The 20404-nt window shown below is 67.3% G+C and carries 26 protein-coding genes and 1 other RNA gene; 8 read left to right on the forward strand and 19 right to left on the reverse strand.

Going from position 1 to position 20404, the window contains the following annotated elements:
* Positions 1–77: 77 nt before the first annotated feature.
* From GQE99_RS15385 to GQE99_RS15425, 9 genes are all read right to left on the reverse strand, one after another.
* Complete coding sequence (locus GQE99_RS15385; protein ID WP_161352529.1) at positions 78–536, reverse strand: YaiI/YqxD family protein; 459 nt, start codon at positions 534–536, stop codon at positions 78–80.
* Positions 533–1363 carry an S-formylglutathione hydrolase gene (fghA, locus tag GQE99_RS15390; protein WP_161352530.1) on the reverse strand — a complete coding sequence of 277 codons (831 nt, stop codon included), beginning with the start codon at positions 1361–1363 and terminating at the stop codon, positions 533–535. The genes GQE99_RS15385 and fghA overlap by 4 nt, the downstream gene beginning before the upstream one ends.
* 106 nt (positions 1364–1469) lie before the next feature.
* Positions 1470–1769 carry an AAA+ family ATPase gene (locus GQE99_RS15395; RefSeq protein ID WP_161352531.1) on the reverse strand — a complete coding sequence of 100 codons (300 nt, stop codon included), beginning with the start codon at positions 1767–1769 and terminating at the stop codon, positions 1470–1472.
* A gap of 36 nt (positions 1770–1805) precedes the next feature.
* A complete protein-coding gene (locus tag GQE99_RS15400) occupies positions 1806–2837 on the reverse strand; it encodes an endonuclease/exonuclease/phosphatase family protein (protein WP_161352532.1) in 1032 nt (343 codons plus the stop codon).
* Complete coding sequence (locus GQE99_RS15405; protein WP_161352533.1) at positions 2837–3517, reverse strand: molecular chaperone DjiA; 681 nt, start codon at positions 3515–3517, stop codon at positions 2837–2839. The genes GQE99_RS15400 and GQE99_RS15405 overlap by 1 nt, the downstream gene beginning before the upstream one ends.
* A gap of 45 nt (positions 3518–3562) precedes the next feature.
* Positions 3563–4180: a VOC family protein gene (locus GQE99_RS15410; protein ID WP_161352534.1), complete on the reverse strand. Its 618-nt coding sequence runs from the start codon at positions 4178–4180 to the stop codon at positions 3563–3565.
* A gap of 88 nt (positions 4181–4268) precedes the next feature.
* Positions 4269–5606: an 8-oxoguanine deaminase gene (locus GQE99_RS15415; RefSeq protein ID WP_328794143.1), complete on the reverse strand. Its 1338-nt coding sequence runs from the start codon at positions 5604–5606 to the stop codon at positions 4269–4271.
* Positions 5603–6400 (reverse strand): histidinol-phosphatase, encoded by a 798-nt coding sequence (gene hisN, locus GQE99_RS15420; RefSeq protein ID WP_328794197.1) that lies wholly within the window; start codon positions 6398–6400, stop codon positions 5603–5605. Before hisN ends, GQE99_RS15415 begins: the two co-directional genes overlap by 4 nt.
* 65 nt (positions 6401–6465) lie before the next feature.
* Positions 6466–6834 (reverse strand): helix-turn-helix domain-containing protein, encoded by a 369-nt coding sequence (locus tag GQE99_RS15425; protein WP_161352536.1) that lies wholly within the window; start codon positions 6832–6834, stop codon positions 6466–6468.
* A 364-nt stretch (positions 6835–7198) separates the two neighbouring features.
* Between GQE99_RS15425 and GQE99_RS15430 the strand changes: the two genes are divergently transcribed.
* Positions 7199–8167 carry an NADPH:quinone oxidoreductase family protein gene (locus tag GQE99_RS15430; protein ID WP_161352537.1) on the forward strand — a complete coding sequence of 323 codons (969 nt, stop codon included), beginning with the start codon at positions 7199–7201 and terminating at the stop codon, positions 8165–8167.
* On the opposite strand, the gene GQE99_RS15435 is transcribed toward GQE99_RS15430, so the two are convergent.
* Positions 8104–9021 (reverse strand): LysR family transcriptional regulator, encoded by a 918-nt coding sequence (locus GQE99_RS15435; protein ID WP_161352538.1) that lies wholly within the window; start codon positions 9019–9021, stop codon positions 8104–8106. The genes GQE99_RS15430 and GQE99_RS15435 overlap by 64 nt on opposite strands.
* A 120-nt stretch (positions 9022–9141) precedes the next feature.
* On the opposite strand from GQE99_RS15435, the gene GQE99_RS15440 reads away from it, so the two are divergent.
* From GQE99_RS15440 to GQE99_RS21750, 3 genes are all read left to right on the forward strand, one after another.
* Positions 9142–9354, forward strand: coding sequence for a DUF1127 domain-containing protein (locus tag GQE99_RS15440; RefSeq protein ID WP_161352539.1), 213 nt, complete (start codon positions 9142–9144; stop codon positions 9352–9354).
* Positions 9355–9479: 125 nt separating this feature from the next.
* Positions 9480–10217 (forward strand): Bax inhibitor-1/YccA family protein, encoded by a 738-nt coding sequence (locus GQE99_RS15445; RefSeq protein WP_161352540.1) that lies wholly within the window; start codon positions 9480–9482, stop codon positions 10215–10217.
* 156 nt (positions 10218–10373) lie between these two features.
* Positions 10374–10499 carry a hypothetical protein gene (locus tag GQE99_RS21750; RefSeq protein WP_268892749.1) on the forward strand — a complete coding sequence of 42 codons (126 nt, stop codon included), beginning with the start codon at positions 10374–10376 and terminating at the stop codon, positions 10497–10499.
* Positions 10500–10554: 55 nt separating this feature from the next.
* On the opposite strand, the gene GQE99_RS15450 is transcribed toward GQE99_RS21750, so the two are convergent.
* From GQE99_RS15450 to GQE99_RS15485, 8 genes are all read right to left on the reverse strand, one after another.
* A complete protein-coding gene (locus tag GQE99_RS15450) occupies positions 10555–11097 on the reverse strand; it encodes a GNAT family N-acetyltransferase (RefSeq protein ID WP_161352541.1) in 543 nt (180 codons plus the stop codon).
* 121 nt (positions 11098–11218) lie between these two features.
* Positions 11219–11386 carry a 50S ribosomal protein L33 gene (rpmG, locus tag GQE99_RS15455; protein WP_008330537.1) on the reverse strand — a complete coding sequence of 56 codons (168 nt, stop codon included), beginning with the start codon at positions 11384–11386 and terminating at the stop codon, positions 11219–11221.
* Between the two features lie 128 nt (positions 11387–11514).
* Positions 11515–11922: RNase P RNA component class A (gene rnpB, locus GQE99_RS15460), an RNA gene on the reverse strand.
* A gap of 11 nt (positions 11923–11933) precedes the next feature.
* Positions 11934–12539 carry an N-acetylmuramoyl-L-alanine amidase gene (locus tag GQE99_RS15465; protein WP_202530937.1) on the reverse strand — a complete coding sequence of 202 codons (606 nt, stop codon included), beginning with the start codon at positions 12537–12539 and terminating at the stop codon, positions 11934–11936.
* Positions 12540–12621: 82 nt separating this feature from the next.
* Positions 12622–13362: a hypothetical protein gene (locus GQE99_RS15470; RefSeq protein ID WP_161352543.1), complete on the reverse strand. Its 741-nt coding sequence runs from the start codon at positions 13360–13362 to the stop codon at positions 12622–12624.
* 33 nt (positions 13363–13395) lie between these two features.
* Complete coding sequence (gene gatA, locus GQE99_RS15475) at positions 13396–14880, reverse strand: Asp-tRNA(Asn)/Glu-tRNA(Gln) amidotransferase subunit GatA (RefSeq protein WP_161352544.1); 1485 nt, start codon at positions 14878–14880, stop codon at positions 13396–13398.
* Positions 14880–15167 carry an Asp-tRNA(Asn)/Glu-tRNA(Gln) amidotransferase subunit GatC gene (gatC, locus tag GQE99_RS15480; protein WP_161352545.1) on the reverse strand — a complete coding sequence of 96 codons (288 nt, stop codon included), beginning with the start codon at positions 15165–15167 and terminating at the stop codon, positions 14880–14882. Before gatC ends, gatA begins: the two co-directional genes overlap by 1 nt.
* Positions 15168–15195: 28 nt before the next feature.
* Positions 15196–15861, reverse strand: a complete 666-nt coding sequence (locus tag GQE99_RS15485) for a ceramidase domain-containing protein (RefSeq protein WP_161352546.1) — start codon at positions 15859–15861, stop codon at positions 15196–15198.
* Positions 15862–15915: 54 nt separating this feature from the next.
* Between GQE99_RS15485 and GQE99_RS15490 the strand changes: the two genes are divergently transcribed.
* Positions 15916–16608: a metal-dependent hydrolase gene (locus GQE99_RS15490; RefSeq protein ID WP_161352547.1), complete on the forward strand. Its 693-nt coding sequence runs from the start codon at positions 15916–15918 to the stop codon at positions 16606–16608.
* Between the two features lie 92 nt (positions 16609–16700).
* On the opposite strand, the gene GQE99_RS15495 is transcribed toward GQE99_RS15490, so the two are convergent.
* Positions 16701–17153 (reverse strand): nucleoside deaminase, encoded by a 453-nt coding sequence (locus tag GQE99_RS15495; protein ID WP_161352548.1) that lies wholly within the window; start codon positions 17151–17153, stop codon positions 16701–16703.
* A 62-nt stretch (positions 17154–17215) separates the two neighbouring features.
* On the opposite strand from GQE99_RS15495, the gene GQE99_RS15500 reads away from it, so the two are divergent.
* The 3 genes from GQE99_RS15500 to GQE99_RS15510 all read left to right on the forward strand — a co-directional run bounded on the left by GQE99_RS15500 (position 17216) and on the right by GQE99_RS15510 (position 20396).
* Entirely contained in the window at positions 17216–18025 is an 810-nt protein-coding gene (locus tag GQE99_RS15500; protein WP_161352549.1) for a pseudouridine synthase, read from the forward strand.
* 3 nt (positions 18026–18028) lie between these two features.
* Positions 18029–19327, forward strand: a complete 1299-nt coding sequence (locus GQE99_RS15505) for an MFS transporter (protein WP_161352550.1) — start codon at positions 18029–18031, stop codon at positions 19325–19327.
* Positions 19328–19514: 187 nt separating this feature from the next.
* Positions 19515–20396: a 5-bromo-4-chloroindolyl phosphate hydrolysis family protein gene (locus tag GQE99_RS15510; protein WP_161352551.1), complete on the forward strand. Its 882-nt coding sequence runs from the start codon at positions 19515–19517 to the stop codon at positions 20394–20396.
* Positions 20397–20404: the final 8 nt, after the last annotated feature.

Genomic DNA, 20404 nt, shown 5'->3' on the forward strand with positions numbered 1-20404 from the left:
TAGGATTCTAGGATTCTAGGAAGCGCCAGCGCCGCGTGACCCCATTGTCCGGACAATACCGCGCGCTGACCCACGTCTCACCCCGCGCGCGCGTCGCTGTCCGCCAGCCGCAGCGCGCGTTCCAGCCCATCGCGAAACCGCGACCGGTCGGCCTTCGAGAAGGCACGCCCTCCGCCTTGGCGGAATGGATCGGCCGCGCGCAGGTCGCTCATCAGGTCACGGGTCGCCAGCGCCTGGCCGATGTTGGCGCCGCTCAGCGCGTCGCCGTCATGTTTGACGACCCGCGCCCCGGCCTCCACGCATTTCGCGGCCAGCGGGATGTCCCCGGTGACCACGACGTCTCCGGGACCCACGCGCTCGGCGATCCACTTGTCCGCCTCGTCCGGCCCGTCGGGGACATAGACCACCTCGACCAGCGGGTTGGCCGAGGGGCGCAGCCCGCCGTTGCACACGAGCGCCAGCGGCACGCGGTGACGTGTCGCGACCGCCTCGGCCTCGGATTTCACCGGGCAGGCATCGGCGTCCACATAGATCACGCGTAGAGCGCCTCGGCGTGGAACGCGACGTGTTCTTCCATGAAGGAGGCCACGAAGAAGTAACTGTGGTCGTAGCCGGGCTGGAGCCGCATCACGGCCTGCTGTCGGCGTTGGCCCACCTCCTGCATCAGGGTTTCGGGCATCAAAAGGTCGATGAACTGGTCCTTTGTGCCGGTGTCGATCAGCATCGGCCCGTCAAAGCCCCGCTCACGCATCAGGAAGGCCGCGTCGTGGGCGTCCCAGGCCTCCTGGTCGTCGCCGAGGTAGGCGGTGAGCTGTTTCTGGCCCCAATCGGAGGCGGTCGGGTGGCAGATCGGCGCGAAGGCCGAAACGCTGCGGAACCGTTCCGGCAGCGTCATCGCGATCGTGAGCGCCCCGTGCCCGCCCATCGAATGGCCGGTGATCGCCTGGCGTTCGGGGTCGAGCGGGAAGGTGTCGAACAGAAGCTCCGGCAGGTCCTCGGTCACGTAGTCCCACATCCGGTAATGGCGCGCCCAGGGATCTTCGGTCGCGTTGACGTAGAAGCCCGCGCCCTGGCCCAGGTCGAAGGCCTCGTCGTCGGCGACTCCGGGTCCGCGCGGCGAGGTGTCGGGAAAGACCAGCGCCAGCCCCTGTTCGGCCGCCCAGGCCTGGGCACCCGCCTTGGTCATCGCGTTTTCGTGGGTGCAGGTGAGGCCGGACAGGTACCACAGCACCGGCACCATGCCGTCGCGCGCCTCGGGCGGCAGGAACAGGCCGAACGTCATGTCGGTCCCCGTCGCGCGCGATTTGTGGGTATAGACGCCTTGCGTGCCGCCGAAACAGGCGTTCTCCGATTTCAGTTCCATGATGGCCCTCGTCCTTGCGCGTTTGTCCGCGAAAAGACCACGCACGCGCATCAAGGGCAACCGCGCCCGCACGGGGGCGGTGAGAAAAAGACCGGGCGCGGGCGCGTCAGATGGGCGTGCCGTCGATGGTGTCGGGCAGCGGGCGCTTCCGGCGAATGATGATGTCGCCGTTGGGCAGGGTTTCGGGCGCCTCGTACTGCGGCAGGTCCCCGAGATCCTCGAGCATTTCGCGCCACGCTTCGGAGAGGGGTTCCATCTCCTTCGACAGGCCCTTGAACAGAAGCTCGAAGGCTTCCGACATCTTGCGCGCACCGTCGCGCAGGTCGCTGTTGCCCTCTTCCTCCTGCGCGGCCACCGGCGTGGCCGCGAGACAGGCGACAAGGGCGATATGTGCGACGCTCTTCATGCTCCCAATATGGGCGCGCCCGGGGCAGCTGCCAAGTCACAGCTCGATGTCGAGGCTCACCGGAAAGTGGTCGGACGCGGTCAGGAGCGCGTCGCGCAGTTCCGCCGTGTGGTAGCAGACCGGGTCATCGAAGGGGTGCCAGATGCGCCAGCGGGGCCGCGGCTCCATCAGGTCGCGCGATACCATGACGTAATCCAGCAGCGCCTGGAGATAGCGGTCCTCGCCGTGGATCCAGAACCGCGCGGTCACCGGCATCGGTCCCACGCGCCGCGACACGGCAAGCCGCGCGTGCGGGTCGTAGAGCTCGGCCCGCCCATCCTCGCCCAACACCACCTCGACTCCGGAGCGTCCGAAGAGCTTCTCGTATTCGTCGAGTCCGGGGCCGTCGTTGAAGTCGCCCAGCACGATGAGGCTGTCGCCGTTCATCAGGTGGTCGTCGACCCGCTGGCGCAGCCAGATGCATTGCGCCATCTGCTTGCGGCGGTTCTCGATGGCGAGACGCATGACTTCTTCCGGCGCCTCCGCCCCGTGGGGGGCCTTGGACTTCGCGTGAACGCCGATGAGCCGAATCTCGCGCCCGGTCTCGCGCAGGGTCAGCGCCACCTCGAGCGGCGGTTTCGACCAGCGCACGAGCTCGGGCGTCGCGTCGGTGTCGAGATCGAAACGGAAGACGCCATCGAAGCGCGGCGCGTCCCGGATCCCCTTCTTGCCGGTCTCTTCGCCGCGCGGGTCGTGGCGCGCGGTGAAGACGTCGGGGTTGTAGAGAAGCGCGATTTCCTGCTGCGTGGCGTTCCGGAACCCCAGCAGCGCCTTGCGCGCGCGCAGGCCGTAGTGGTGCGCGAAATTCTCCAGCGCCCGCACGGTCGACCGGCGGCGGTTGTCGTCCGGCGCCTCGATGATCATCACCGCGTCCGCGTCCATCGCGGTGAAGACGATGGCGAGCGCGGTCAATTGGTCGGCACGCGTCACGTCGTGGCGCCCCGACCAGCCGCCGTCCTCCAGCAGTTCCCCGTCGTCGTCGAAGAGCGCGTCGAACCATTCCGTGTTGTAGGTGGCGATGCGGACCATCAGGCGCGGCTTTCGCTGATCTCTTCCCAGGCTCGGTTCACGGCGATCAGGTGGCGTTCGGCCAGCTTCACCGCCTCTTCCGGCACGCCGCGCGCGACGAGCTGGTCGGGGTGGGCGGCCCGGACCTCGGCGCGCCAAGCCTTGCGGATCTCCGGCAGCGGTGTGTCCGGGGTGACGCCCAGCACCGCGTACGGGTCGGGATCGGCGCCGTCCACGAAGCGCGCGCGCAGCGACCGGAACCGACGCTCGTCGATGCCGAAGATCTCGGCCACCCGCGCGAGGAAGGCGTCCTCGTTGGGATGGTAGGACCCGTCGGCCAGCGCAATGTGGAAAAGCCCCTCCATCAGGTCGCACAGCGCCGGGTCGCCGCGGCCGAAGAGCCCCGCGATCTTCTCGGCGTATTGCTGGAAACCGGCGACATCCTGGCGCGCGAGGTTGAAGATACGGGCCGCGTTCTTCTCCTCGGCGGGCGGAATGGTGAAGACCTCCCGGAAGGCCGAGACCTCGTTGCGGGTCACGAGCCCGTCGGCCTTGGCCATCTTGGCCCCCAGCGCGATCACGGCGATGGCGAAACCGGCCGAACGCTCGGGCGGGGTGCGCAGGCGCGAAAAGACCTCCGACAGGCTTTCGCCGGAGGTCAGGGCCGAGAGCGCGTCGGTGATGCGGGACCAAAGCGACATGGGGTCAGTTAATCAGGTTTGCCGGGGGCGTGACAGGTCAAAGCATCAGGACAGAACGACATCCTTTCCGCCGGAGCGGATCAGGGCTTCCATCCCGACGGGGCCCTCCGTGACGACCACGCGGTCGTCGTCGAGGAAGGGGGCGAGGGCCTGGGACAGCCCCTCCGCGTCCGGATGCGTCAGCGTCAGGCGGATGAGCCGCGCGCCGCCGTCCGGGATGGCGGGGGCGGGGTTGGGCGAATCCCACTGGATCAGGCTGGGAAAGAGCCCGTCGAACGGCAGTTTACCGTCTGCGGGCACCGCCATGCGCCAGGCGTAGGGGCCGCGCGACAGGGCGAGCCCTTCGCCGATCCCCGGTGGCGCGACCTCGAGCGCATCCGCCAGCACATCGACCCGCATCACCCAGTTGGTGAGCGCGGGCGCGCCGGTGCGGTTGTCGAGATCGAAGAACCTCGGGTGGCCCGGGGCGGTCGCCGCCGGGTTCACGGCGATGACTTCGAGATAATCCTCGGGGCCCATGGACAGGAGCCGGTTGTGCGTGCCCATTGCCGCGTGATCGCCGCCGCCATCCATCGGCTGGCCGAGCGTCGTCTCGACAAGCTCCACGCCGCTGTCCAGCTTGGCCGCCGTGACGACGAGGTGATCCAGTGTTGCAGTGGTCATCCCGATACCCCCGCGCGCACTATGGCACGCGCCGGGATCGGGTCAAATTGTTATGTGTCCAATTTGACTTTGCCCGATCGGGGTCCGGTCAGGAGGCCAGCTGGGCAGCGCGGGCGTTCTGCGTCTCGATCACACGAGGCAGGTCGATGGTGGTCACGTGCCCGTCACGCACCACCTGCCGCCCCTCGACGAAAAGATGGCGCACCCGGGTGGGGCCCGCCAGGAGAAGTGCTGCCGGGTCCCAGCTTCCCGCCGCCTCGATCGTGTCGAGGTCCCACAGTGCAAGATCGGCACGCTTGCCGACCGCGATCTGCCCGCAATCGTCGCGCCCCAGCACCTCGGCGCCGCCGCGCGTCGCGATCCACAGCGCTTCGCGCGCGGACATCTTGTCGGCGCCGTGCATCACCCGTTGCAGGAGCATCGCCTGCCGCGCCTCGGCCACCAGGTTGCCGGCGTCGTTGGAGGCCGAGCCGTCCACGCCGAGCCCCACCTTCACGCCCGCATCCCGCATGGCGCGCACCGGGGCGATGCCGGACCCAAGCCGGCAGTTGGAGCAGGGGCAATGCGCCACGCCGGTGCGCGACCGGGCGAAAAGGTCGATCTCGTCCCCGTCGAGCTTCACGCAGTGGGCGTGCCACACGTCCTCCCCGGTCCAGCCAAGGTCTTCGGCATACTGGCCCGGGCGGCAGCCGAACATTTCATGGCTGTAGGCGATGTCTTCCTCGTTCTCGGCAAGATGCGTGTGCAGCATCACGCCCTTGTCGCGGGCGAGCAGGGCGGAGTCGCGCATCAACTCGCGGCTCACCGAGAAGGGCGAACAGGGCGCGACCCCGACCCGCACCATCGCGCCCTCGGCCGGGTCGTGATGAGCGTCGATGACGCGGATGCAATCCTCGAGGATCGCCGCATCCCGTTCGACGAGGCTGTCGGGCGGCAGGCCGCCGTCACTCTCGCCGATCGACATGGCGCCGCGCGTCGGGTGGAAGCGCATCCCGATCTCGCGCGCCGCGTCGATCGTGTCGTCAAGCCGCGCCCCGTTGGGAAACAGGTAGAGGTGGTCCGAGGTCAGCGTGCAGCCGGACAGCGCAAGCTCGGCCAGCCCGGCGAGGGCAGATATCCGCATGTCCTCGGGCCCGAAGCGTGCCCAGATGGGGTAAAGCGTCTTGAGCCATCCGAAGAGCAGCGCGTCCTGCCCGCCGGGCACCGCGCGTGTGAGGGTCTGGTAGAGATGGTGATGCGTGTTTACGAGACCGGGGGTCACGAGACAGCCCGAGGCGTCCACGATCTCACCCACCGGGTCGAGCGCCGCGCCTATTTCCGCGATCACGCCGTTGGACAGGCGAATGTCGACGCCGGCCAGTTCGCGCGCCCCGTCGTCCATCGTCAGGACCAGCCGCGCGTTGCGCAGGGTCACGTCGCCGGTCACGGGGCGTCCCGCAGGATGGCAAGCGCGGCGGCGTGGATGTCCGGATTCGCCGCGGCCAGGGCGCGTCCGCCGTCGTGGGCCGGTCCGCCGCGCCAGTCCGTGACGATACCGCCGGCCGCCTCGATCACCGCGATCGGCGCCTGGATGTCGTAGGCGTTGAGCCCGGCCTCGACCACGAGGTCGACCTGTCCCGCCGCCACCAGCGCGTAGGCGTAGCAATCCATCCCGTAACGGGTAAGCTTCGCTTCGCCCGCCAGCCGGTGGAACGCATCGCGCTCGTCCCGGCTTCCCACCTCGGGGAAGGTCGTGAATATCGTCGCGTCGTCCAATGACGGAACGTCGCGGGTGGCGAGCGGGGCATTGCCCCGTGGCCCGGTCATTTCGGCGCGGCCGAAGCCGCCCAGGAACCGCTCGCCGATATAAGGCTGGTCGATGATGCCCAACTGCGGGCCGTCCGCGTCACCGCAGGCGATCAGCACGCCCCAGGTCGGCGTGCCGGAGATGAAGGCGCGGGTGCCGTCGATCGGGTCGAGCACCCATGTCAGCCCGCTGGTCCCCGTCGTTTCGCCATATTCCTCGCCCAGGACCGCGTCATGCGGGCGGCGTTCGGCCAGGATCTCGCGCATGGCCAGCTCGGCCGCGTGGTCGGCGACCGTGACCGGGTCGAACCCGGCCGACAGCTTGTTGTCGGAGGTGAGCGCGGCAGAGCGGAAATGCGGGAGAATCGCCGCGCGTGCAGCATCGGCCATCGCGTGCGCGGTCGCGATCAACTCGGAATGAAGGTCAGTGGATATCACTTCGGATCACCGGAAACTGGATGATCCCGGCGGTAGAGGCTCACACCTCACCCGTCAAGCGCTCAGGCGGCGTCGGACAGGACGCGCGCCAGTTCGAACAGCCTGCGCCGCTGATTTTCCGGAATGGCGTAGTAGCTGCGTACCAGCTCCAGCGCTTCCTTGTCGGCGAGGATATCCTCGGGCAGGGATTGCGTTTCCTCGCGCTCCGCCCCGCCTTCGAGCCCTTCGAAGAAGAAGCTCACCGGCACCGAAAGGGCGTCCGAAATGTCCCACAGACGCGAGGCCGAGACGCGGTTCATGCCGGTCTCGTACTTCTGGATCTGCTGGAACTTGATCCCGACTTTTTCCGCAAGCTGCTGCTGAGTCATCCCGACCATCCATCGGCGATGACGAATTCTCTTGCCCACATGTACATCCACTGGATGCTTCATCGAAGTCGTCTCCCAAAACGCGCTCCGCACGTAGACTAGTGAGCGCTAATTTACGTTCAACCACAACCTGTCTTTTCGGCCAAATTGGACATCGGGCAAAAAATTCAAAAATTTCAGTGTCATAAACTTGTCGGTGTCTATCAGCAACTATACCAAAGATCAATTCTCTTACGGGAACACGTCGCCACATACGTGTGTTGCATTCTGCAACGAACTTGTCGGCGCGATATGCTGCGCCGCAGCGTTCCCGGTGGTTTCCCGTCCGGCCGGCACGTTCTCCGGCTCCGTACCGAACGGCGTCACGCAGCGTCGCCCTCGCCATCTGCCCCGTCCGGGGACTAGGCTTTCCGCCAAGGAGGACCTCATGCGCGCTTATCAGGTAATAGCTTACGACAAAATACCCGCATTGGTCGAAACAAATCGACCAACACCCGGAAATGGCGAAATCTTGCTTGAAATCGCCGCCTGCGGATTGAACTTCGGCGACCTTCTGATGGCCAAGGGCCAGTACCAGGAGAAGCCGCCGCTGCCTTTCACGCTGGGCATGGAAGTCGCGGGCACGGTGCGCGAACTGGGGCCGGGTGCCGAAGGGCCGGCGCCGGGGACCCGCGTGCTGATCGGCGGCGGCAGCGGCGGGTTGGCCGAATACGGCACGTTCCCCGCCGAGAAGGCGTTGCCGATTCCCGACTCGATGTCCTTCACCGACGCGGCGGCCTTCCAGGTGGCCTACGGCACCTCTCACGTCGGGCTCGATTACCGCGCGCGGCTTCAGCCGGGCGAGACGCTCCTCGTGCTGGGCGCGGCCGGCGGCGTCGGCATGACGGCGATCGAGATCGGAAAGCTCATGGGGGCCACGGTCATCGCCTGCGCGCGCGGCAAGGAAAAGCTCGAAATCTGCAAGCAGGCGGGCGCCGATCACCTGGTCGACAGCGAAACCGATGACATCCGCGAAGTCGTCAAGGCCGTGGGCGGGGCCGACGTGGTCTATGACCCGGTCGGGGGCGAGCAGTTCAAGGCCGCGATGCGCGCCTGCAACCCGGAGGCCCGGATCCTCGTGGTTGGCTTCGCCTCGGGCGACATCCCGCAGATCCCGGCCAACCACCTGCTGGTCAAGAACCTGAACATCATGGGCTACTACTGGGGCGGCTATAACGCCTTCAAGCCGCAGGTCCTGCGCGACAGCATGCAGACGCTGCTGGGCTGGTACGACGACGGCAAGCTCAAGCCGCATGTCAGCGCCGCCCTGCCGCTCGAACAGGCGGGCGACGCCTACGAGCTTCTGCGTTCGCGCAAGTCGACCGGGAAGGTCGTGGTCACCACCGGCCTGGGCTGAGCCAGCACGCCATAGGCCTGCCGGATCATGTGGATGAGGCCCTCGGCCGCGTCCCCCCGGCAGCTCTCGGCGACGTAGAGATTGACGTTGTTCACCGGCAGCTCCGGCAGCGCGCCGCCGTGGTCGATGGGGACCAGCGGGTCCATCTGCGTGCCCGCGAGCCGCGCGTTCACGGCAAGGTCCGCGCTCACGCTCGCGTCGATGGTGCGGCTCATCTCGCTGGTGACGGCCATTTCCCACGGGATGCCGGCCGCATCGAGCGCCGCCTGCACGCCGGGCCGGAACTTGCATTTGCCCTCGAACGCCAGCCGCAGGGGGCGCTGCTTCCATGCCTTGCCGCCCGGCGCCCCGACCCAGGTCAGGGGCAGCTGGCACAGTGTTTCGCCCGCGCCTTCGCCGTCGACCTCGGTGGTCAGGATCATGTCGCAGGTGCCGCGCACGAATTCTTCCTTCAGCGCCCGGGTAAAGGACGAGATCAGCGTGACCTTCATGCGCGGAAACTCCGCATGGAAGCGCTGCAGCACAGGGGGCAGGGCGGGCAGCACGATGTCGTGCGGCACGCCCAGGGTGATCTCGCCCTCGAGCCCCGAATCCGTGAGTTTCGCGAGCACCGTGTCGTTCCGTTCGAGCATCCGGCGGGCATAGGACAGAAGCTGCTCGCCTTCGCCGGTCAGCGCGATGCTTCGCCCGGTGCGGTCGAAGAGCGGCTGGTCGATCGCTTCCTCGAGCCGTTTGAGCTGCATCGACACCGCCGATTGCGACAGGTGAAGAAGGCCTGCGGCCCGGGTCACGCCGCCCACGTCGGCCACGGTGACGAAGGCGCGCAGCGCGGTAAGGTCCAGATTTCGAGCCATATCAAGTTCCTTGATGAAGTTCGTCAAAAACATTCGTTTTCATAATCGACCGGAATGCGGCAAATATCAAGCATCGTAATTCAATTGGAAGAAATCATCACCTTTCGAGAAGGAAAGACCATGGCTTTCGCACGTCAACAGACCCGCCTGCGCCCCATGCCCCGGATTCACCTGCTCAAGACCCTGCGCGCCGCCCTTGCGACCCGGCGCGAACGCCGGGCGCTCCTTCAGCTTCCCGACCACCTGCTCGACGACATCGGCGTGTCGCATCGGGACGCCTGGTCGGAGGGACGCCGCCCGTTCTGGGAGCTTCCGGTGCGTCATCACTGGTAAGTCATCACCGGGGGCCGATTTGGCCCCCGGAAAACCTTGAAATGCCTGCCTTCCTCGCCAATATTCATCTGAAGTCCGGATCCGCGCCGCGGGTTCGGCGGGATATGGTTTCATGGAGGCAGCATATGGCTGAACAAAGAACGGTCCGCGCCGGTGTAGGTGCCCGCGCGGCACAGATCGACGAGGGCCTTCGCGCCCATATGAACAAGGTCTACGGCACGATGTCCGTGGGTCTTTTTCTCACCGCCGCGGTGGCATGGGCGTTCGGTACGGCCGAGCCGCTTCAATCGCTCCTGCGCGATCCGGTGACACTGGCGCCCAACCTGCTTGGCTGGGTCGTGATGTTCCTGCCTCTCGTGATGGTCTTCGCCTTCGGCGCAGCCATCAACCGCCTGTCGGCGGCCGGGGCGCAGCTTTTCTTCTACGCGTTCGCCGCCGTGATGGGCGTGTCGATCAGCTGGATCTTCGTGGCCTTCACCGGCTTCTCGATCGCGCAGACGTTCCTCATCACCGCGATCGCCTTCGCGGGACTGAGCCTTTGGGGCTATACGACGAAGAAGGACATCTCCGGCTGGGGTGCCTTCCTGATCATGGGCCTGATCGGCATCATCCTGGCGTCGATCGTGAACATCTTTCTCGCCTCGCCGGCGATCCACTTCGCGATCTCGGCGATCGGCGTGCTGATCTTCGCGGGTCTGACGGCCTATGACACGCAGCGCCTGAAGAACGACTACATCCAGCACGCGCATTCGATGGATGCCGAGTGGCTGGCCAAGTCGGCGATCATGGGTGCCCTGAACCTGTACCTGGATTTCGTGAACCTGTTCATGTTCCTGCTGCAGTTCCTCGGCAATCGCGAGTGATCGCGGCGCACAATGCCTGAAATGCGGGGCCGGTCCTTCGGGGCCGGCCCTTTTCTTTGGTTTGCAAACGGCCAGACGCTTCCCTCTCGGCGACGAATTGGCGCCACAATTGCCCGGTATCCGGTGAGGACGGTAATTGGGAGACGAGGGACCACGATGACCACCATCACGCTTGTCAGCGTCAGTTCATTCCTGTCGGGCGTCGCGCTCATGTACCTTGTGATGAGCCGCACCCACAACAAGCGCCGCCTGGAACGCATGGCCGAGGGTCGGGACGACTGATCCACGCCGCGAGGCTGCACAGGGGCCGCGCCGCCGGGCGCGGCCCCTTGGCGTTTCAGAACACCTTCCGCATCTGCACGGCCGGGAACGCCAGCCCGGGGCCGAGCGCGAGTTCGATCTCGCCAAGGTCCGTGAACCCCATGCGCGTGTAGAACCCCCGCGCTGTCAGCGTCGACAGGCACGAGATCACGCGGGCCCCGGCCGCGCGCGCCTGATCGAGCGCCTGGCCCACCAGCACCCCGCCGATCCCGGTGCCCGCGAAGCGCGGGTGGACTGCCACGTGGCGCATGTGCGCCCAGTCGAGCGGGGCGGCACCGCCGGCGGGCCCGCGCCAGGTCCAGCCGCCAGCGGCAACCAGGTCGCCGCCTCCGGTCTCGGCCACCATGTAGCCCGGCGCGGCCAGCAGGTCGGGCTGCGCCACGCCGATGCTGGGCAGCGCCTCGGCCAGCACGCCGGGCCGGTAATCGGGGGCCAGCAGCGTGCTGTAGCTTTCGGTCAGAAGGGCGCTCACCGCGTCAGCGTCCGCCTGCGTGGCGGCGCGCAGCGCGAAGGGAGGGGGCGCCTGTCTCGGGCTGGGGGAAATGGTCGTCTCGGTCATCCTGTCGGTCCTCTCGTTCTCGTTGTCTTGGAACGGGGTCCGGGCGGGATGTCGTCGAACAAAGAAAAACCGCGCGGCCCCGGTGGGTCGCGCGGTTCAAAACTGTCGCCGTGGCGAAGGCTTACTTGATCTTGCCTTCCTTGTACTCGACATGCTTGCGCGCGACCGGGTCGTATTTGCGTACGGTCATCTTCTCGGTCATCGTGCGTGCGTTTTTCTTGGTCACGTAGAAGTGGCCGGTATCCGCGGTCGAGTTCAGGCGGATCTTGATCGTGGTCGGCTTCGCCATGGGTCTCTTGCTCCTCATCGGGCGTGACGGTGCACACCCGGGTAAATCCTTGAAGCCCGCCTTCTACCTCAACGCGGCTGCGAGTCAACCACCGAAGCACGACTTTCTCGCGATCGGGCGCGGGCGATTTGCGCGGACGGCCTGTAAGCCGGATTCTGTGCCCCGGGGTCGCCCCCGGTTCGATGACCATTCCTCTAAGACCCGTGTCGCCACGGGCCTTCAGCTGCCAACCCGGACCTCCGGGCCAAGGCGGCCCTGCCCACGACGGGGCGCGAGGTCCCTATTCGGCATTGCTCCCGGTGGGGCTTGCCGTGCCGGTCCCGTTGCCGGGCCCGCGGTGGGCTCTTACCCCACCGTTTCAGCCTCACCCGGGGTCCGTCGCTTGCGCGATTTGCCCGGGCGGTTTGTTCTCTGTGGCGCTTTCCCTCGGGTTTCCCCGGCCGGGCGTTACCCGGCACCGTTGCCTTGTGGAGTCCGGACTTTCCTCCCGCACGGGAAGTCGCCCTCCCGATACCGGCGGTCATCCGGCCATCCGCGCCCGGTGCATTTAGGGGGCGGGGGTGGTCCGGTCAACGGGGAACCGGCGGGCGAGGTCGGTGATCTGGGCAAGATCCTCCCCCTCGAGCGGCCCGTGTGCCCCCGGCCGGAAGCGCTGGCGGAAGGCGTCCAGCACCACCTGGCACCCTTCGTCCGCCGGGTATCCGAACGCCGCGGCCGCTTCCATGAAGGCGGCTTCCGTCACGGTTCCCGCGGCATCCGTTCCGGCGGGCCAGACCGACTGACCCTCAAGCGCGAGGCGGCGCCAGTCGAAACGGCGGCCGGGGTCGGCCTTGCGGGTGGGGGCGAAGTCGGAATGGCCGATGACCCCCGCGGGCGGAATGGACCACCGGGCGCGGATGTCGGAAATCAGCCCGGTCAGCCGGTCCATCAGGGGAGCCGTGAAGGGGGCGAGGCCGGAATTGTCCAACTCGATCCCGATCGAGCGCGAGTTCACGTCGCCGCGTCCGGCCCAGGTTCCGGTGCCCGCGTGCCAGGCGCGCCGGTCCTCTTCGACGAGCTGCCAGAGCGTCCCATCGCGGCCAATGAGGTAATGGGCCGATACTTCGGCCTCCGGCGCGCAGAGCCGCTCCAGCGCGGCCTGGGCGCCTGTCATGGCAGTGTAGTGGATGACGACCAGTTCGGGGGTCAGCCCGTCACGCCGCGCGCCCGCGTTGGGCGACGGGTGCCAGATGACCTCACTCGGCGGTATTGTCCGCCGTCTCCGTATTGGACGCGGCCTGCCGCGCGGCGCGGAACGGCGCCGGGTCCCAGTAACAGGCGAAGCCGTCCCCGTCGGGGTCGAGCCCCATGCGGTCGGACTGCGGCCCGCCGGCATCGAGGAAGGCTTCCTGCGCCAGGTCGGAATGGCTGTAGCGCGCGCAGTTGCGTTCGAACCGCGCCTCGGCATTGAACCCCGAGCGGCTGTAGAGCTGTTCGCCCACGGCGTTGTTGGTCGCGAGCGCGTATTTCACGATCGAGGCGCCGTTGCCGTCTTCGCGCTGGGGCAGGTCGGTGGGCTCGATCACCACGTATTTCGCGCGGTTCTCGGCCAGGCGCTCGGCATCCGACTGGATGGTTTCGCGTTCGGCCACCGCTTGGAAGTTCTGTTCGTCCGAGATCGCCGCGCCGGTCACCGGCGTGCCGTCCTCGACAGCCACCTCCGTCGGCTCATCGTTCAGGGACGAATCGGAGCGCATCGCGCTCATCGGGGCGCCGGTGGCGGTCTGCTGTTGGGCGGCTTCTCCATTCAGCCCGAGCACCGCCGAGGTCTCGGCCGCGATGGCCGCACCTTCGCTGTCGAGCGGCCGGCTTTCGACCGAGGCGGCCCCCGGAAGGCCCGCGCCGTTGGTGTCATCCGCCCCCGCGCCGCTGTCGGGAACCTGGGCGGCGCAGGCGGCGAGTGTCAGGAGGGAAACGGTTGCTGCGACAAGACGCATGGCAATGGAAGCTCCGAAAAAGTTCCGGGCCGTTTACCACCATTTCTCGGGCTTGGAAACAAAACCGGCAGCGCCCTCGAGCGCATAGGCGACATTCAGCAGGTCGCCTTCCTCCCACGGACGGCCGATCAGCTGAAGACCCAGAGGCAGCCCCTGCTTGTCGAGCCCGGCGGGCACCGAGATGCCCGGCAGACCGGCGAGGTTCACCGTCACCGTGAAGACGTCGTTGAGATACATCTGCACCGGGTCCGCCTCGGCCATTTCGCCCAGCCCGAAGGCGGCGGATGGGGTGGCGGGCGTGAGGATCGCGTCGACGCCCTGGTCGAACGCCTCGTCGAAGTCGCGCTTGATCAGCGCGCGGACCTTGCGGGCGCGGTTGTAGTAGGCGTCGTAGAAGCCGGCCGACAGCACGTAGGTGCCCACCATCACGCGGCGCTGCACTTCGTGGCCGAAGCCCTCCGCGCGGGTCTTCTCGTACATGTCCACGATGCCCTCGCCGGCGGCGAGCTTGGCGCGGTGGCCGTAGCGCACGCCGTCATAACGCGCGAGGTTCGAGGAGGCCTCGGCCGGCGCGATCACGTAGTAGGCGGGCAGGGCGTATTTCGTGTGCGGCAGCGAGATGTCGATGATCTTCGCGCCCGCGTCCTTGAGCATCTCGGTGCCGTCGGCCCAGAGCTTCTCGATCTCCGCGGGCATGCCGTCCATGCGGTATTCTTTCGGAATGCCGATGACCTTTCCCTTGATGTCACCGGTCAGCATCGCCTCGAAGTGCGGCACGGGTATGTCGGCCGAGGTCGAATCCTTCGGATCGTGCGAACACATCGTCTCCAGCATGATCGCTGCGTCGCGCACGTTCTTGGTCATCGGCCCGGCCTGGTCGAGCGACGAGGCGAAGGCGATGATGCCCCAGCGCGAGCACCGCCCGTAGGTGGGCTTGATCCCGACCGTGCCGGTGAAGGCGGCGGGCTGGCGGATCGAGCCGCCGGTGTCGGTGCCGGTGGCCGCGAGGCACAGGTCGGCGGCCACGGCCGAGGCCGAGCCCCCGGACGAGCCGCCCGGGGTGAGCTGCCGGTCGTCGACCTTCCACGGGTTCACGGCGTCGCCGTAGACGGACGTCTCGTTCGACGAGCCCATCGCGAACTCGTCCATGTTGAGTTTGCCCAGCATGACCGCGCCGGCATCAGCGAGGTTCTGGCTCACGGTCGATTCGTATTCCGGCTTGAAGTTCCCGAGGATGCCCGAGGCCGCCTGGCTCTCGACCCCCTTGGTGCAGAACAGGTCCTTGATCCCCACCGGGATGCCGCACATGGCAGGCGCGTCGTCGCCGCCCTTCAGGCGCGCATCGGCCGCACGGGCGCGCTCCATCGCGATCTCGGGCGTCTTGTGGACGAAGGCGTTGAGCGCACCCGCGCCTTCGATCGCGCCGAGGCAGGCCTCGGTCAGTTCCACGGAGGTCACGTCGCCCTTCTTCAGCGCGTCGCGCGCTTCGGCGATGGTCAGCTTGTTCAGGTCCGTCATCACTCAACCACCTTCGGCACGGCGAAAAAGCCCTCGCGGGCATCGGGGGCGTTGGAAAGGATCTTGTCGGCCTGGTCGCCTTCGGTCACGACATCCTCGCGGCGCTTGAGGCGCTGGGGCGTCACCGAGGTCATCGGTTCGATCCCGTCCACGTTCACCTCGTTCAACTGTTCGATGAAGCCGAGGATCCGGTTGAATTCGTCGGCGAGCGCGGGCAGCGCGTCGTCCTCCACCCGGATCCGGGCGAGATGCGCCACCTTGCGCGCGGTGTCCTTGTCGATCGACATCTGGGCCTCCAATTCGGTCGGGGCGGGTTTAGCCGCGCGCGGTGTCGCCTGCAAGCCGTGCGCGGGTCATGTGGCGGATGTAGAACGTGGCGAACCAGCCCAGAACCAGCGCATTGAGGATGTGCCACATGAAATGGGTGCCGATGGGCACCTGGCTGCATACTTTCATGTCGAGGCTCCGGAAGGTGACCGACAGCGCGAAGAGCGCGAACCCGGTCCAGAAGTCCCAGGAGAGCTGGCCCGAGGCCATGATCGCGAAGAGCCCGATCCACAGGAGCACGGGGATGTAGCCCGCCGAGTTGGCCAGGAAAGGGGCGATATTGGCGATCGGATAGGCCAGGGCGGTAAAGGGAAAGAAGAGAAGCGTCACGATCGCCGTCGTCAGGAGCGGCTGGCGAAACAGGTCGCGCGTGGCCGCGAAGGAGAAGAGCAGGATGAAGACCAGGATCGGCGCCGTGTCCATCGCGCCCGCCCAACGTGTCGCGAAGGTGTGGAAGAGGAACGATCCGATCCCGATGGCGGCGAGCACGATGGCCATCGCCTCGGCCAGCGGCAGGCCCTTGCCCTGCGCGCGGCGCCAGACCACGAAGGCCGCAATCAGGAAGGCGAGGTTGGTGATGGCGTTGACCGGCTCGGCCCAGAACCCGGGTCCCAGGCGTTCGCAATAGGCGTCGATCTGCTCTGACCAGTCCATCGACTTCTCTCCTCAGGCTGTTACCCTCACGGCCGAACGACTGGAGGTAGACCCATGAAAATCATCTGGCACGGACACGCAAGCTTCCGCATCGAGATCGGCGGGCAGGTCCTGCTCATCGACCCCTGGCTCGAGGGCAACCCGATGCTCGAGGAGGAGCACCACGAGGCGGCGATCGCCGGCGCGACGCACGTGCTGATCACCCACGGCCATTTCGACCACGCCAACTCCGCGCCCGAGATCTGCAAGTCGCTCGGCATCCCCTGCGTCGGGATCTTCGACCTGATGGGATACTGGGAGCAGAAGCACGGACTCGAAGTGGTCGGCTTCAACAAGGGCGGCACCGTCGACCTGGGCGGCGTGAAGGTCACGATGGTCAACGCGACCCACAGCTCTGCCGAAGCCACCGCGGATGGCCCGCGCTACATGGGCCACGAATCGGGCTACATGATCTCGGGCGAAGGCCACACGATCTATGTTTCCGGTGACACCGACATCATGGCGGACATGGAATGGATGGGCGACATCCACAAGCCGGACATCGGCATCCTGTGCGCCGGCGGGCATTTCACGATGGACATGGCGCGCGCCTCCTATGCCGCGAAGCGCTATTTCGATTTCAAGACGGTGATCCCCTGCCACTACCGGACCTTCCCGCTGCTCGAGCAGTCCGCCGAGGTGATGAAGGCCGAGCTCAAGGGCGTCGAGGTGATCGAGCCCGAGGTGATGCAGGCGATCGAGATCTGAGCCGTCGCGGCAGCGCGCTGCCGCGACCCGTGCGGGGGAGGCGCTGCCTCCCCCGCACCCCCTCCGAAGTATTTATGGAACGATGAAGGGGATCATCTCTTGCCGGCGAAGAAATCCTTGAGCAGCGTTTCGGCTTCCTCGGCCGCGAGCCCGTCGTAGATCTCCGGCACGTGGTGGCACTGCGGGTGGCTGAAGACGCGCGCGCCGTGGACGGTGCCGCCGGATTTCGGGTCCGCGGCACCATAGTAGAGCCGCCGGATGCGCGCGAAGGAAATGACGGCGGCGCACATCGCGCAGGGTTCGAGCGTGACGTAGAGGTCGTGGCCGGGGAGCCGTTCGGAGCCCGCCCGGGCGCAGGCCGCGCGGATGGCGAGCGTTTCGGCATGGGCCGTGGGGTCGTTCAACTCGCGGGTCCGGTTGCCGGCCCGGGCGACGACGGTGCCCGACGGGTCGACCAGAACGGCGCCGATGGGCACCTCGCCCCGTTCCGCGGCCGCGCGCGCCTCGTCGAGCGCCTCTTCCATGAAGGAGCGAAATCCGGTCATTCCCTTTCATCGCCCGCTCCGCGCCGCTGGACAAGGGGGCGGGGCGGGCCTATCCGGGGGGCATGACCGAGAAGACCCCTCCCGGCGACCGGATCGCCAAGGTGCTGTCACGCGCGGGCGTCGCCTCGCGCCGCGAAGCCGAGCGCATGATCGCCGCCGGGCGCGTCGCGGTGAACGGAAAGGCGATCGACAGCCCCGCTCTGAACGTGACCGGCCGCGACAAGGTCACCGTCGACGGCAAGGAGATCGGCGAACCCGAAGCGCCGCGCCTTTGGCTCTACCACAAGCCCACCGGACTCGTGACCACCGCGCGCGACGAGAAGGGACGCAAGACCGTGTTCGACGCGCTGCCCGAGAACATGCCACGGGTGATGAGCGTGGGGCGGCTCGATCTGAACTCCGAAGGCCTTCTGCTTCTGACCAACGACGGCGGTGTGAAGCGCAAGCTCGAGCTGCCCTCCACCGGCTGGGTGCGCAAGTACCGGGTCCGGGTGAACGGGGCGCCGGACGAGGCGGCGCTCGCCCGCCTGCGTGACGGGATCGTCATCGACGGCACGCGGTTCCAGCCCATGTCGGCCACGCTCGACCGCAAACAGGGCGCGAACGCCTGGCTCACCGTTGGCCTGCGCGAGGGCAAGAACCGCGAGATTCGGCGCGCAATGGAGGCGGTCGGGCTGACCGTGAACCGGCTGATCCGCATTTCCTACGGCCCCTTCCGCCTGGGCGAGCTCAAGGCGGGCGCGGTCGAGGAGGTGAAGGCGCGGGTCGTGCGCGATCAGCTGGGCCTTGGCGACAGCGAGGCGACCGGGACCGCGCGCAAGAAGCCCGTGCGGCGGGGCCGCAAGCCCGCCGGGCCCAAGCGAAAGCCCTGACCAATGGCCGGGCCTGCATCCTTCGAGCTGGGTCTGCGGCGCAACATGGGTCCGTTCCTGCAGCAATTGCTCCAGGTCTTTTTCGTGGGCCTCACGATCGGGATGCAGCGCACCGTCGTGCCCGCGCTTGCGGAAAGCGAATTCGGCGTCGTCCAGGGGTCGATGACCGCGCTTTTCGCGATCGTCGTCAGTTTCGGGGTGGTGAAGGGGACGATGAATTTCGTCTCCGGCCGCGTGTCCGAGCGGGTCGGGCGGCGGCGTGTGCTGATCTGGGGCTGGCTCGTTGCCCTGCCGATTCCCTTCATGCTGCTTCTGGCGCCGAGCTGGGGCTGGATCGTCGCGGCCAACGTGCTTCTGGGCGTCAACCAGGGGTTCGCCTGGTCGATGACGGTGACCGCGAAGATGGACATCGTGCGCGCTGGCGAGCGGGGGCTGGCCACCGGCTTCAACGAATTCGCGGGCTACGGCGGCGTGGCGCTGGCCGGGCTGGCCTCGGGTTACCTCGCCAGCCTCTTCGATCCGCGCTGGGCGCTTTTCGTCTTCGGCATGGCCGTGATCGTGCTTGCGCTCGTCTCCGCGTTCCTGGCTTTCACCGAGACGTTGCCCTTCGCGCGGGCCGAGGCGGGGCGGCATGCGGCCGGGGTAAGCGACGGGCCGCGGCCGCGCTACGTGGAAGGGCCGGAGACGCCCACCACGGCGCGCATCTTCGCCTTGGTGAGCTGGCGCAACCCAACGTTTCTGGCGCTCTCGCAGGCCGGCAGCGTCGAGAAATTCGTCGATGCGCTGATGTGGGCGCTGGTGCCCGTGTTCATGGTGACGCGGGGCGCGACCCTGATCGAGGTGGGCTGGGTCACCGGCATCTATGGCTTCGTCTGGGGGGCGAGCCAGCTCTGGACCGGGCCGCTGTCGGACCGGGTCGGGCGCAAGTGGCCCAGCGTCACGGGGTTCTTCCTGTGCGCAGGCGGTGTTCTGGCCTTTCCGATGGTTGCGGGTTTCGCGGCCTGGAGCGTGGCGGCGGCGGTGACCGGGGTCGGCATGGCGCTGCTCTACCCGACGCTGATCGCGGCGATGGGCGACATCTCCCACCCGTCGTGGCGCGGTTCCGCGCTGGGCGTCTACCGGTTCTGGCGTGACCTGGGATATGCCATCGGCGCGCTGGCAATGGGCTTGATCGCGGATGCGGCCGGGATGCTCGAGGCGGGGTTCTGGTTCACGGGGGCGGCAATGATCCTCTCCGGCCTGTGGCTCGTCCTCGGGATGACCGAGACCCATCCGCGCTTCAACCCGGCGCCCGATCCCTGAGCCATCGGCAAGACTCCCCGCCCTTCCGGGATTGTTCTGGTCCGCAAGCGTCATCCCGCCTATATCTGTTACTGGCTTAATCCTTGGCGCCCGAGGGGGTTTTCTTGTCCGGTTCCGGTCTTCAGAAACTGTCCTATTTCCTGCTTGTCGCGCTGATCCTCTACGTGGCGATCACGGGGGGCGGCTGATGGCTGAACGGTACGGCGGAAAGTACAGCCCGCAGGACGACGAGCGCGATACGCCCCCTGCGCCGCGCAACGCCTTCGACGGGCAGAAGCCCGCGCGCGCAGCTGGCCGCGTGAATTTCCTGTTTCTCGCTCCGCTGCCTCTGGCGGTATCGGCCTTCTTCCTCGACCCCGCGGGATTGGCGCTGCGTCTCGTGGCCTTCGGGCTGTTGATCCTGGCCGCGTGGCTCACGCGCGAAGGGGTGCTGGCGCACGAAGCCTATGACGCGCGCAAGATCGCCCGCCGCCCGGCCGCGCCGCGCAAGATCCTTGGCTCGCTCGCCACCGGCGCCGGGCTGGCGCTGGCCGGTTTCGTGGGCGGCGGCACGCTCAACGCGGTGATCTTCGGGGTGCTTGGCGCCGCGCTCCACCTCATGGCCTTCGGCCCCGATCCGTTGCGCAACAAGGGGATGGAGGGGATCGACGAATTCCAGACCGACCGCGTGGCGCGCGCGGTGGGGGAGGCGGAGAAGCTCCTGGCAGCCATGAAGGACGCGATCCTGCGCGCCCGTGACCGGGAGCTCGAGCGGCGGGTCGACAGTTTCCAGGCGACCGCGCGGGCGATGTTCCGCACGCTGGAGGACGATCCGCGCGACCTTTCGGCGGCGCGAAAGTACCTGACCGTGTACCTGATGGGTGCGCGCGACGCGACGGTGAAGTTCGCCGACATCTACAGCCAGTCGCGCAGCGCCGAGGCGCGGGCGGATTACGTGCGTCTGCTGGATGATCTGGAGGCCAATTTCACGGCCCGCACGCAGAAGATGCTGACCGACGATCACGCCGATCTCAGCATCGAGATCGAGGTTTTGAGAGAACGATTGGCCCGCGAAGGCGTGGCGACTTAAGGACGGGG

The organism is Maritimibacter harenae, assembly GCF_009882975.1.
In the GTDB taxonomy this organism is placed as follows: Bacteria; Pseudomonadota; Alphaproteobacteria; order Rhodobacterales; family Rhodobacteraceae; genus Maritimibacter; species Maritimibacter harenae.